General features: G+C 65.0%; 9 protein-coding genes. 3 read left to right on the top strand and 6 right to left on the bottom strand.

Translation table 11 applies throughout. The annotated features are described in order from the left end of the window. The first annotated feature begins 87 nt into the window (after window positions 1-87). Complete coding sequence (locus K0F86_RS23610; RefSeq protein ID WP_219136595.1) at window positions 88-1,047, top strand: hypothetical protein; 960 nt, start codon at window positions 88-90, stop codon at window positions 1,045-1,047. 19 nt (window positions 1,048-1,066) lie between these two features. Here K0F86_RS23610 and K0F86_RS23605 read toward each other — a convergent pair whose 3' ends face one another. The 6 genes from K0F86_RS23605 to K0F86_RS23580 form a co-directional block, all read right to left on the bottom strand. Beyond that, entirely contained in the window at window positions 1,067-1,807 is a 741-nt protein-coding gene (locus K0F86_RS23605; protein ID WP_219136594.1) for a tetratricopeptide repeat protein, read from the bottom strand. 95 nt (window positions 1,808-1,902) lie between these two features. Beyond that, window positions 1,903-3,297, bottom strand: coding sequence for an efflux transporter outer membrane subunit (locus K0F86_RS23600; RefSeq protein WP_219136593.1), 1,395 nt, complete (start codon window positions 3,295-3,297; stop codon window positions 1,903-1,905). Beyond that, window positions 3,294-4,466 (bottom strand): HlyD family secretion protein, encoded by a 1,173-nt coding sequence (locus K0F86_RS23595; protein ID WP_257572328.1) that lies wholly within the window; start codon window positions 4,464-4,466, stop codon window positions 3,294-3,296. Before K0F86_RS23595 ends, K0F86_RS23600 begins: the two co-directional genes overlap by 4 nt. After that, a complete protein-coding gene (locus tag K0F86_RS23590) occupies window positions 4,453-6,147 on the bottom strand; it encodes an MFS transporter (protein WP_219136592.1) in 1,695 nt (564 codons plus the stop codon). The genes K0F86_RS23595 and K0F86_RS23590 overlap by 14 nt, the downstream gene beginning before the upstream one ends. Window positions 6,148-6,353: 206 nt before the next feature. Then, on the bottom strand, window positions 6,354-8,765 hold the full coding sequence (locus K0F86_RS23585; RefSeq protein ID WP_306823224.1) for a catalase: 2,412 nt from the start codon (window positions 8,763-8,765) through the stop codon (window positions 6,354-6,356). Between the two features lie 242 nt (window positions 8,766-9,007). Further along, window positions 9,008-9,361 (bottom strand): YqjD family protein, encoded by a 354-nt coding sequence (locus K0F86_RS23580; RefSeq protein ID WP_219136591.1) that lies wholly within the window; start codon window positions 9,359-9,361, stop codon window positions 9,008-9,010. A gap of 329 nt (window positions 9,362-9,690) precedes the next feature. Between K0F86_RS23580 and K0F86_RS23575 the strand changes: the two genes are divergently transcribed. After that, on the top strand, window positions 9,691-11,091 hold the full coding sequence (locus K0F86_RS23575) for a PLP-dependent aminotransferase family protein (RefSeq protein ID WP_219136590.1): 1,401 nt from the start codon (window positions 9,691-9,693) through the stop codon (window positions 11,089-11,091). A 617-nt stretch (window positions 11,092-11,708) separates the two neighbouring features. Further along, on the top strand, window positions 11,709-13,390 hold a 1,682-nt coding region (locus tag K0F86_RS23570), incomplete at its 3' end, for a DUF4347 domain-containing protein (RefSeq protein WP_306823223.1).

Genomic DNA, 13,390 nt, shown 5'->3' with positions numbered 1-13,390 from the left:
GAGGGACGGGCCGCCAGGCCGCGCTCCCTCGCTGCCATCTATCTGGCATACTGCGCCCATTCTCCATGAACGCAATCTGCCCTGCCTATGAATTACCGCACCCCGCTCGTCCTGCTGATGGTCTCCGCACTGCTCGGCGCCTGCTCGGAAAAAACCGCGCCCGCCAAGGCACAGGAAGCCGCCGACGCGCCGGCAGCAGCCGTCGAACCGGCGCCGGCCGACATTGTGCCGCCGCCTGCCGCCACAGCCCCCAAGACCAACGAGATGAACACGCCGCAGGCGCGCGAACGCGAAGCAGGCATGATGCGCGCCGTCTTCGGCAAGGGATACCGCAGCGACAGCGAGGATGCGCTGGCCGACCTGCCAGACCCCGACAACCATGTCGATAGCCTCAGCTACGTGGTCAGCGCCATCAGCCACAAGCTCTTGCCAGATGGCCGCGCCATCCTGGTGGCGAATGCGGAAACGGCCAACACGGAAGGCACGGCCGAATCGGCGCACGCCTCGCCGGGACTGTTGAACGTCTTTTTCCTGGCGCCCAAGGGCCAGCCGGACGAAGGCCAGTGGCAAGTCGTGAAACGGCTGGAAAACATCGCCGCCCTGGGCTCGTCGGGACAGCTCGGTGAAGTCCACTGGGTCATGCTGGGCGCGAACAAGCCTGGGCTGGCGATCCGCCATGGCTATACGGGCCAGGGTTACACCATCACGCAACTGGCCCTGTTTGAAATTGGCGACGGCAAGGTCACCTCACTCGATGGCGCCATCGACCTGTACTCGGACAACATGGGCGCCTGCGGGCCTGAAACGGACGAGTGCTGGCTGGTCAGCGGCAAGTGGCGCTTCGCCACGGCGCGCAATGGCGGCGCCTACGATGACTTGCTGATCGATTTCACGGGCGCGTCCGAAAAGATCAAGCCCGGCGTCACGGTCAAACCGGACCAAGACCCGCCGCGCATCGCCACGCCGCTGAACGGCCATGCGCGTTATGGCTTCGATGGAAAAGGATACAAACTGGTCGAGGGCAAAAATACGGTGCCTGGCGTCTGAGCCAGGCACCGGCAAAAAATCAGCGGCGCGCCGCCTCCAGGCGCGCCAGCAGCGGCGCATACATAGCCCGCGTATGGCTGCTCCAGCGGGCCATGGCGCTGTCGATATCGAGCAGCAGGCGTTCCGACAGCACCTTGTCGCCCTGCTGCAGCGCCCAGATCGCGCATTCGGCGCGGCAGTCGAAGCTGTTGTAGCGCGTCAGCGCGTCGTCAAATTCCGCCTTCGCTTCCACCTGGCGCCCGCTTTGCGCCAGCGCGCGGGCCGTCAGCAGCGACACCATCTCGGGACGAAAATGCCTATCCGTGCGGCGGATGAATTCCAGGTGCGTCAATGCCTCGGCGCCGCGCGCGCACTCCAGGTAGGCGCGTGCCGCGCCCAGGCGAATTTCCAGGTCCGATGAAAACGCTCCCCGCAAGCAGGCCTCATACGTCGATGCCGCTTCCTGCGCATTGCCCGCTTCGAGCAGCGCGCTGGCCAGGCGCATCTGGTTTTGCGCCGTCGGCGTGTACTCGAAGGCGGCCTTCGCCTCACGCAATTCCCGGTTCGGATCGAGCACCTGCACGGCCACCGAAGCGACCTTGCGCGCGCTTTGCGGCAGGCGCGAATTGGGCAGGTAGATGGCGAAGAAATACACCACGCTGCCCAGCAGCGGGAACATGAACAAAATGAGCAGCCAGTACAGCTGCTGCCCGTTGCGCACCACGTGAATCGCAAAAAATACCGCGATCAGGATGTGGATGCCTATGCCAAAAATCGTCATGCTGCGACCTCGTTGGTTCGTGATGGGAGCGGCTGGCACCATGCCGCCGCTTTCCCCGGTCAGAATATTACACTGGCGATGCCGTGCACACGCGCCTATTGCGTCTTGGCCGACCAGCCACCGCCCATGGCCCGGTACAGGTCGACCGAAGCGACGAGGATGCGCGTCTTCAGCTGCAGCAAGCCCACGTCGGCGCTGTACAGGGTGCGCTGGGCGTCGAGTTCTTCCAGGTAGGAGGCATAGCCATTGCGGTAGCGGTTGTGCGCGATGCGCAGGGTGTCCGCCGCCGTGGCGCGGCGCGCGTCGTTTTCCACGGCTTGCTGCTGCAGCCGGTAGATGGCGCCCAGGCTGTTCTCCGTTTCGGCGAAGGCGTTGCGCACCACGTTCTCATACGTGTATGCCAGCTGGTCGCGCTGCGCGCCGGCCGCATCGGTCTGCGCCTGTATCCGCCCGCCATCGAACAGGGGGCCGGCCGCCAATGCCGTCAAGCGCCACAGGGCCGTCGGCGCATGCAGGAAATCGGTGAGTGTTGTGGCTTGCCCGCCGCCCGCCGCCGTCAGCTTGAACGAGGGCAGCAGCTGGTCGCGCGTGGCGGCCAGACTGGCGTTGGCGGCCGCCAGGTTGTGTTCCGCGCGCGCGATGTCGGGCCGTCGGCGCAACAGTTCGGACGGCAGGCCGGCCGGCACGCCCGGCGCCGCCAGCTCGGCCAGCGGCAAGCCGCGCGCGATGGCGCCGGGATTGCCGCCGACGAGGATCGCCAGCGCGTTTTCCTGCTCAAAGATCTGCCGCTGCAGCTGCGGCACCTGCTCGGCAGCCGCATGGTATTCCGATTGCGCCTGCAGCCATTCCAGGCGCGAGCTGTAGCCCACCTCGAACTGCTTGCGCGCCAGCTCGCGCGACTGTTCGCGCAGCTGCAGGGTCGATTGGGTGAGCGCCAGCTGCGCGTCGAGTCCCCGCAGATTCAGGTAACTGGTCGCCACGCTGGCGGCGATCGACAGGGCCGCCGCATCGAGACTGGCCTGTTCGGCGCGATAACTCTCGCCGGCCGCGTCGCTCAGATTGCCCAGCCGGCCCCACACGTCGATTTCATAGCTGGCCTGCAGTTCGGCCTGGAAGACATTCGTCACATACGGCTTGCCGCTCGACGCCAGGGTGCGCGTGCGCGTGGGCGAACCGTCAAAGGCCAGGTTCGGCGCGCGGTTCGCATCGGCCTGCGCCAGGCGCGCGCGGTATTCCTGCACGCGGGCGCGCGCCACGCGCAAGTCGCCATTGCGCGCCAGCGCCTCGCCCACCAGATCACTTAAAACGGGATCGCCGAAGGCCTGCCACCACAGCTGCTCGACATGGGCGTCAGTCGCCGCAGGCGCACCGGCCACCTGCGCGCGCCAGCCGGATGGCAGTTGCAGGGCCGATACGGGCTGCGGTGGCGCGTTGGCGGCGCAGCCCGCCAGCGCCAGCACGCCGGCCATCAGCCATACGCGGCGCTTCATGGCTTGGCTTTCTTCGGCGGCGGCGGGGGCGCCGGATTCTCCGCCGAGTCGTTCAGCACGGCGGACGTGTCGACGCTGACCACCACCGACATGCCCGGCACGAGGCGGCGCGCATTCGCCTGCCCCGCATCAATGCGGATGCGCACGGGAATGCGCTGGGCGATCTTGAGGTAATTGCCCGTCGCGTTATCGGCCGGCAGCACGGAAAATTCGGAACCGGTGGCCGGCGAGATGCGCTCCACCTGGCCCGTCAGCACGGCGCCGTCGAGGGCGTCGACGTGGAAGGTGGCGCTCTGCCCCTCCTGCACGCCGTTCATCTGCGTTTCCTTGAAATTGGCAATGACCCACATCTGGCGCGGCACCAGCGCCATCAGCTGCGCGCCCGAATTCACGTACGCGCCCTGGCGCACCGTCACCTGGCCCAGCTGGCCGTCGGAAGGCGCCACGATGCGCGTGTTATCGAGGTCGATCTTCGCCGCCTTGACGGCCGCCTGCGCGTTGGCCACGGCCGCTTCCAGGGCCTGCTTGTTGACCACCACGCTATGCACGCTTTGCTGGGCGATGTCGAGATTGGCGCGCGCCTGCGCCAGCGCCGCCGCCATCTGCGCCTGCGTGGCGCGTGACTGGTCGTGTTCGCGCTGCGACAGCGAACCGTCGGCCACCAGCTGCTCCACGCGATTCAAATCGGCGCTGGCCTTGCGCGCCTGCGCTTCCGCGTTGGCCAGCGCCGCCTCGCTGACGGAAATGCCCGCCTGCGCGCTGGCCTTCTGCTGCGCCCAGTTCGACAGCGCCGCCTGCTGCGCGGCCAGCTGGGCCTGCGCCTGCTCGTAGCGCTGCTGGTAGATGCGGTCGTCGATGCGCACCAGCAGCTGGCCTTCCTTGACATCCATGAAGTCCTGCACCGTCACTTCCACCACATAGCCCGACAGCTGCGTGCCGATGATGGTCACCTGCCCGCGCACGGTGGCGTTTTCCGTCGTCACGATGGGGCTGGTGAACGGCGGCAAACGCCACGCGTACAGCACGATCAGCACGCCCACCAGGGCCACGGCGGCAAAGGCCAGCGCGGACAGCCACTGGTGGCGCCGGTCCGGCTGCGCCATGGAAGGGGCGGCGGGGGCGGCCGGTGCGGTGGGAGGTACTGGCGGTGTGGTGTTATTTTCTGTCATTGCTCGGTTCCGAATTGGTAATGGGGACGATGGCCATGGCCGTCTGCGCATCGCGCACGGGGCCGACCAGGCGACGCGCGCCGGTGGTGATGCGGGTCCAGGATTGGCTGACCAGCATCCAGATCAGGGTGGCGATGGCGACGCCGGCGATCATCAGAAAGACGTCGTTGTAGGCGAGGACATTGGCTTCGCGCGTGGCGACGGCGCCCAGGCGCGCCACGCCCTGGGCGCTGCGCAGGGCCGGGTCCATCAAGACGCCGCCGTAGCTTGCGGCGCCCGACTGCACGCGCGCGGCCACCTGCGGGTCGAGCATGGTGAGATGCTCGACCAGGTAGCTGGAATGGTATTTTTCGCGCGCCGTCTGGATGGTGCCGACGATGGCCGAACCAAGGAGGCCACCCAGGTTCTGCGTCATGGTAAACATCACGGAAAAACTCACCAGGTTGCGCGGTTCGGCGATCACGGCGCCCATGCCGGCCACCATGGTGGGGCCGAGGAAATACGTGCCGCCAAAGGCCAGCAGGAACTGGCTGACATACATGTTGACGGGGCGCGTCTGGCTGGTGGCGTGCGCGTCGATCAGGGCGCCGGCGGCGATCAGCAGCAGCGCGAACATCAGCGAGCGATTGAGGGTGGCCGGATTGATCGTCAGCGCGCTGACCACCAAACCTGCCACGCTGCCCAGCAGCACCACGATGAACAGGTGCTGCATCTGGTCCGTGTTCAAGCCCAGCGCCTGCAGGAAGCCGACCGCCCCCGTCGATTCGGACAGCACGATGCGAAACAGCAGCACCGATAAAAACAGCTTGGCGATCTTGCCCGTGGTGAGCCAGCGCGTATTGAGCAGCGGACGCGCGCGGTTATGCTCGATGGCCAGCGAGGCGGCGATCAGCACGATGGAACACGCCAGGCACACGCCCACCCACTCCGACTCCATCCACCACGCCGTGCGCCCCTGCGCCAGCACGGCGCACAGCAGGGCCACGCCGGGTGCGAACAAAATAAAGGTGAGGAAGTCGAGCGGTTCGAACGTCTGCACGCGGTCGCCGGGCGGCAGTTTCAGGGCCAGCACGCAGCCCAGCGCCAGCAGGGCCAGTCCCAGTTCGAACAGGTACAAGCCATGCCATTCGCCGATCTGCAGCAGTTCGGAGGTGAAGATGCGCGCCAGCGGCAAGGCCAGCTGGGCAAAGCCCAGGCCCAGCACCACGCCCTTCAGGCGGTGCCGCGCGGGAAACGCCTGCAGGGTGTAGTACAGGCCCAGTACCCCCAGCGCGCCGCCCACCATGCCATGCGCGGCGCGCACGGCGATCGCCGACGGCAAGGTATTCGCATACAGGTGGGCGAACGTCACCAGCGCATACAGCACCAGGAACGCTTCCGTAAACAGGCGCAGGCCGAACTGCTGGCGGAACTTCACCAGCAGCAGATTCATGGAGACGATGGTCATCACGTAGGCGGCCGGCAGCCACTGCATCTGGTAGGCATAGGCGGCCAGCGAACCTTGCAGGTTCAGCAGATTGGCCGTCACCAGGCCGTTGCCGAGCCCCCCCGTCAGCGCGACGATCAGGCCGACGATGAAATACGCGACACGCTTGGGCGTCGAATGTTCGGGCATCGATGGCGACCCGGGCAAGGTCGGGCGTTCGCCCGGCCCCCAGGTGCGAGGTGTGTACTTGTCCATGCGGTAATCGCGATCCGGTTTGCTGAAGCCGTTCTTTGCTGGTGTTATAGAAATAGTTGCAAATGAACAGTTCTAGTCAGCAGCATATCACCGCAGGACGTTTTCATTGTTTACATTGTTGCATGGCGTTGCGCATGCGGCGCAAACAGGGTAGGCAACGGGACCGGCAGGGGTCGGCCGATCCCGTCCATGCCTGACGCAGCCACTTACACCCGCGGCGGATCCGTTTCTCGCGCGAACGCCCGGTGTGCCGCCAGCGCCTTTTTAAACGCGGCCACGGCTTTCACCACGTCGCTGGAAGGCGCGACGATGACGGCGGGATCCGGCTTGCCATCGGGTAGTGTCAGCGGCACGCCAGCCTTGTCCAGCAAGCCCTTGCCCGCGCCGATGGCCAGCATCGGCTTGCAGTGACGGTATTGCAAGCGCAGGAAGTCGAGCGCGTTGGCGTCGTCGCCCAGTTGCTGCACGGCCCCCTGGCCGTCGGGCACCACGACGGCGTCGAACAGCACGGACGGTCCCGTTTCGAGCGAGATTTCCACGTCGAGCGGCGCGCCGCCGCTGGTGTCGACTTTCCCCAGGAGGCTGCCCACCAGGCGCGGCACGGCGCCATCGGACAGCAACGCGGCATAGATGTGGCGCACCTGTGCGCCATCGCTGCCCGGCCCCACCAGGATGGCCACGCGCAAGGTATGGATGCCCGTCTTGCCGGGGCGGAAAAAGAGCGACAGCGCTGGCGACGGCGGATACGTAGGCATGGGCAGCATGGAGGCGAGCGGCATGGCCGGTGGCAGGGCCAGGCCCAGCGCGTCGGCCAGGCGCTGCGCCAGCGTCTCATCGACATTGCGCAGCATGGCGACGATGCGCTTGCGGATGGCCACCGTCTGCACCTTGCTCAATTCAAAGCGGAACGCATGCAAGATATGGTCTTGTTCGATAGGCGTCTGGCTGATCCAGAACAGGCGCGCCTGCGCAAAATGCTCGGCGAATTTCTCGGGCTTGCCGCGCACCTTGTCGCCTTCGGTCGGCGCGGGAAAGCTGTTGAACCCCTTCGCGCCCGCCTGGAACGGACAGCCGCCCGCCAGCGAATTGGGCTCGTACGCGACCCGGCCCCGGTTGATGGCCTGGCGGTGGATGCCGTCGCGCTGGTTGTTGTGCAGGGGCGCCAGCGGTGCATTGATGGGGATTTCATGGAAGTTGGCGCCGCCCAGGCGCGTGATCTGCGTGTCCACGTACGAGTGGATGCGCCCCTGCAGCAGCGGGTCGTTGGAAAAATCGATGCCGGGCACGATGTGCGCCGTGCAAAAGGCCACCTGCTCCGTCTCGGCGAAAAAATTGTCGGGATTGCGGTTCAAGACCATTTTCCCGACGGGGACCAGCGGGACCAGTTCTTCGGGGATCAGTTTGGTGGGATCGAGCACGTCGAAGGGAAACGCTTCCGCCTGCGCTTCCGTGAAGACCTGGAAGGACAATTCATATTCGGGATACTCGCCGCACTCGATGGCTTCCCACAGGTCGCGCCGGTGGAAGTCGGAATCGGCGCCGCTGATCTTGACGGCTTCGTCCCACACGAGCGAATGCGTGCCGGCCATGGGCGACCAGTGGAATTTGCAGAACACGGACTGGCCCTTGGCATTCACCAGACGGAAGGTGTGCACGCCGAAGCCCTGCATCATGCGAAAACTGCGCGGGATGGCGCGGTCGGACATGGCCCACATCAGCATGTGCGTGATTTCCGGCGACAGCGAGGCGAAATCCCAGAAGGTGTCGTGCGCGCTGGCCGCCTGCGGCATGCCGTTGTGCGGCTCGGGCTTGACGGCGTGGATCAGGTCGGGGAACTTCATCGCATCCTGGATGAAGAAGACGGGGATGTTATTGCCGACCAAATCCCAGTTGCCCTCGTCCGTATAAAACTTCACGGCAAAGCCGCGCACGTCGCGCGCCGTGTCGGTCGAACCGCGTTCGCCGGCCACCGTGGAAAAACGCACGAAGACGGGCGTGCGCTTGCCCGCCTTGGCGAACGGCGCGGCGCGCGTCAGCTTGCTTTGCTCCTTGTAGCATTCGAAGTAGCCATGGGCGGCCGAACCGCGCGCATGCACGACGCGCTCGGGGATGCGCTCATGGTCGAAATGCGTGAGCTTTTCACGCAAAATAAAATCTTCCATCAGGGTGGGGCCGCGCAAGCCCGCCTTCAGCGAGTTCTGGTTGTCGCCCACGGGCACGCCCTGGTTGGTCGTCAGCACGCAGCCGCTGTCGTCGCTGCGGGCGCCATCCAGCGAGCTATTCAGCGCGTTCTCGCCCAGCGCGGGCTGGCCATCGCCCGTCTTCGGAGAAGGTATCGTTTCGCCCGTGGTACTGGCCGTGGCCAGCGCTTCGCCGGTTGCCACATGCACGCCTTCGGGCGGCGTGCGCACCGCCTCGCCGTACTGGCCCGCTTCCTTGGGATTGTCGGCCATGGCGGCGGACAGTTGCTGGCTGGCGGCCGTCTTTTGCAGCAGCGCGCGGGTCACGTCATTGTCCGCGCCCAGGCTGTGCGGCGCACTGCTGTCGGATGGGCCGGACATGCTGCTCAAGACGGAACCCGCACCGTCCGTGGACGGCGTTTTCTTGGTGGTAGCCATTACATCTCCTGTGAGTAGTTTGCCCCGGGAAGTAACGCTACAACTCCCTCATTCAGCGCACGAACAGGGCAATCAAAATAATGATGGGAATAGGTATGCCAATCAACCACAACAAAATGGAGCGCATCTTCACTCTCCTTTACTGCTTGCTACTACCTTGTGCGCGTGGGCGCTGCTCCGGCCCGCCATGAGGGCAAACCGGGCCAGCGCCCACGACAACTACCTTGCCGGACTGCGTAAGCTTATTTACGCGAACCCAGCAGCTTCGACAGGCCATAACCGGCGGCGGCCGCAATCAGCAGCGACATGGCCGGGCGTTCGCGCACATAATCGCGGCCCGTCTCGCCGGCGCGCTGGCAGGCGGCGCCCAATTGCTTGCCGCGCGCCATCAGGCGTTCGGAAGCCTTGCTGACGCTGTCGCTGACCTGCTCGATGCGCTCGCCCACCTGGTCCACGCCGTCATGGGCGCGCGTGGCGACCTTGTCGGCCAGGGGCTGGGCCTGGCTAGCCACTTTGTCGATGGTGCGGTGCAATTCCTGGCGGGTATCCTGCACGGTGCCATTCATATCGGAGCTGGTTTTTTCAATCGCGTTCATGGTGGTTTCCTTAACAGTGAATAATTTCAACCATGCTCGATGCCGTGACCGAATCATGATTCTCCTCGCTTCGGGGAAAAAGAAGCGGCTAAACGCTGCCGGGCTGAGCCATATCAAATACGGCATCAGCAGCAAGCTGTTGGCACTACCTTAACCGCGCCCGCCGCGCGCCACCGTGCGCTGCCACACCTTGAAGCCAGACTTAAATGCCTGTTGGCAATAACAATCCCGCCGGCCTGGTGAGTCCAGCGGGGAATCCAAACATGTATGGATTTTTAACGGGATTTTCCGCATAATTGCGAGAGGCAATATCCATACATATAGACAAAATGTCCAAATCAAAAGCCATACAAGAAGAAAGCCAGGCCAGTGCGTGGATCACGCCATTCGTGCAGCACGGCGGCCCGCGCTATCTGCAGATCGCCGACATGCTCGAGCGCGCGCTGTCCGACGGCAGCCTGCGCCCGGGCGACCGCCTGCCGCCGCAGCGCCGTCTGGCGGCCCTGTTCCAGATCGACCTGACGACGGTGACGCGCGCCTACGACGAGGCCAAGCGCAGGAATCTGCTGGAAGGGCAAGGCGCGCGCGGCACCTACGTGGCCGCGCCGAAGGTGGAATTGACGCAGATGCTGGACCTGAGCATGAACATCCCGCCGCCGCCCGCAGGCGTGGATTTCGACGACCTGCTGAAACAGGGCGTGGCACAGGTGCTGATGCGCACGGACAGCGATCTGTTGATGAGTTATCACCTGGGCGGCGGCGGCAAGGCCGACCGCGCGGCGGGCGCCGCCTGGCTCGCGCCCATGTTCGACCACGTCGAGGCGGAACAGGTGGTGGCCTGCCCCGGCGCGCAGGCGGCGCTGGCAGCGCTGATATTGACCCTGAGCCGGCCCGGCGACAGCATATTGACGGAGCCAGCCGTGTATCCGGGCTTGCGCGCGGCAGCGGGGCAGCTCAATCGCAAGACCATCGTCGTGGAAACGGACGCGGACGGCATGCTGCCCGATGCGCTGGAAAAAGCCAGCCGCAAGCACCGTGCGCGCCTGGTCTACCTGAATCCCACCCTGCAAAACCCCACCGCACACACCATGCCGGTCGCGCGGCGCCTGGCCATCACGGAAGTGGCCATACGCTGCGGCATGCATATCATCGAGGACGACCCGTACTGGCTGCTGGCCTCGGACGCGCCGCCGCCGCTGGCCCATTACGCGCCGGGCAACGTGTCGTACATCGCCACCCTGTCGAAATGCCTGGCGCCGGGCTTGCGCATGGCCTACGCGCTGGTGCCCGACGCGCAGCTGCGCGAGCGCTTCGTGCAAGCCCTGCGCGCGTTTTCCCTGATGGCCACGCCCCTGACGACGGCGCTGACGACGCAATGGATACACGACGGCTCCGCGCACGCACTGCTGGCCGGCATACGCAGCGAAGCCGATGCGCGCCAGGACGTCATCCGCACCATCCTGACGGGCACCAGCCACCCGCGCAGCGACGGCATCCATGTCTGGTTTTCACTGCCCAGCTACTGGACCTCGCGCGAACTGGCCGCCACCGCCCGCGCCCAGGGCGTGGCCGTGACGGCCTCGGACGCCTTCCACGCCAGCAAACCACCGAACGCCATCCGTATCTCGCTGGGCAGCATCCGCGACCGCGCGCGCCTGGCCAGCGCCTTGAAAAAGCTGTCGCTGCTGCTGGCGCACAAGCCGGCGGTGCACCAGGAGTTCGTCATTTAGGCGGTAGATGAGCGCTTCGGCGCAGGCTGGCGGGGAACCAAGCTTCAGACGAAATAACCACCGTTTGTGCGGTAATGCCGTTCAGTTGAGCAGATTTTCGTAGCACGCGCATGCAATAGCGTTGTGGTTTTACCTTGACGGCCCGGTCGCATTTTCGATCGGGCCGTTCCTCATTCAGAAGGCTAAGCAGCCTTTCACGCAGATGTTTCATCGAGGCGGGCAATTTGCCGCAGGACCTGGTGACGGCGCCGGGCTGTCTTTGCAGCTTGCGCAGCGCTACCGCAGATTGGAAACGCTAGGCCTGGGCCGCTAAACAACGGTCATTTTGTATCCTTTTGGCAACAATTAACAGACTGCATAGCAATCCGTCTTAAATAACTATGAGAATTTAAATTTTCTTCAGATAATTAGCTTTACGGCAACAATATGTTTTTTCCCGGCATTCATGCGGGATGCGCAATATCCAAGTCGCATGTGTAGTGTTTCAACAAGCGCAGGAAAACGGACCCGCCGGTGCCGTCATGAATGCCTGCCGCATACTTATTCACCAGCATCCCGAACACCAAAGGCCTGACGCCGCCGCCTGCCCCGCTGCGGGCGGGCAAGCTTGCTAGACAATGAAAGACGAAAAAATGAGCAAATTTGTCGTATCAACGTTCCCCGCTACACCGATGTGGTGGCGTCTCTTCTTGATGGCATGCATATGCGCCAATCTTCTTTTTCCCGCGCCCGCCTGGTCGTCCGGCGCGCCACCAATCGCAGCCACATCAAGCCAACCGAGAAAACAAATCCTGTTTGTCGAAGATAATGTCGCAGATTATCGGGAACTCATCGGCAGCGGCCCCGATCACATGGACGTGGTGGTGCTCGACGGCGAGCACGACGGCTTGCGCCAGATCGCTCAAGCGCTGGAAACACGGCGCGACATCGCCGGCCTGCATCTCATTTCGCACGGCGGACCGGGCAGCTTGCAGCTCGGCTCGCTGCAACTGGGCCGCCAGCAATTGAAGGAGCGCAGCGCCGACCTCGGTATCATCCGCGCAGCCCTGCGCCGTGACGCAGACATTCTGCTGTACGGCTGTAACGTGGCCGAAGGCAAAGCGGGCCGGGACTTCATTGGCGCGCTGGCCGGACGCACCGGCGCCCGCGTGGCCGCCTCGAACAACCTGACCGGCGCCGCCGCCCACGGCGGCGACTGGCTGCTGGAGGCGCGCACCGCCCCCCTGCGCAGCACCGCCCTGGCCTTCCCCGCCTACCGCCACGTCCTGCCGTCGGTCGCCGGCACGATGACCATTCCCTACAGCCAGCCCGACTTCTCCTTCTCGTCTCCCTCGATCGTCGACGGGCAGGTCGGCACGGGATCGACGAATATTCCCAACGTCGTCTACGAATTCTATTTCGCCAACACGGCCAATACCCGCTTCGGTGAGGTCAGCAATGTCGACCTGACAAGCAGCACCGGATCAATGTTTCTTTTCTACAACCCCAACACCACGGGCTTCGACGAGGTCGGTTCCCTGATCGTCAAGGCCCAGTCGAACCGGACCTTCGGCATCTCGAGCTTCCGCATCCAGGATGCGCAAGACAACTCCTCCACCTACACCCTCACTGGCTATCGCAACGGCGCGCTGGCCGTGCCCGGCTGGACCTTCACCACGGGAGGCAACTACGACCAGGTCCAGATTTCGCCGCCACCCCAGTTCACCAACGTCGACGAGCTGCGCATCACCAGCAACGGCGGCACCAGCGGCATGGGCTCCAAGTTGTTCCGGGAAGGCTTCAACAGCTTCGTGTTCACCGAACCGACCGCGAATGCCGCCCTGTCCGGCCTGAGTGCCACGGCCGGCGCGCTCAGCCCCGCGTTCGCCACCGCCACCACCGCCTACACCATCGCCGTGCCCAATGCGACGGCCAGCACCACCATCACGCCCACCGTCGACACCCCGGGCACGACCGTCACCGTCAACGGCGTAAGCGTCGCCAGCGGCGCCGCCTCCGGCAGCATCGCCCTGAACGTGGGCGCCAACACCATCACCACCATCGTCACGGCGCTCGACGGCAGCACCACCAAGACCTATACCGTGACCGTGACGCGCGCCGCCTCGAGCAACGCCGACCTGTCGGCGCTGTCGCTCTCGAGCGGCACCCTGAGCCCCGCGTTCGCCGCGGGCACCACCAGCTACACGGCCAGTGTGCCGTTTGCCACCACCTCGATGACCTTCACCCCGACCGTGTCTGATGCCACCGCCAGCGTCACCGTCAACGGCGTGGCCACCACCAGCGGCAACGCCTCGGGCGC

Source organism: Janthinobacterium sp. UMAB-60 (assembly GCF_900095235.1).
Classification (GTDB): Bacteria; Pseudomonadota; Gammaproteobacteria; order Burkholderiales; family Burkholderiaceae_D; genus Janthinobacterium.
Note: the sequence above shows the minus strand (reverse complement) of the source record. Positions and strands in the feature narration are given on the sequence as shown.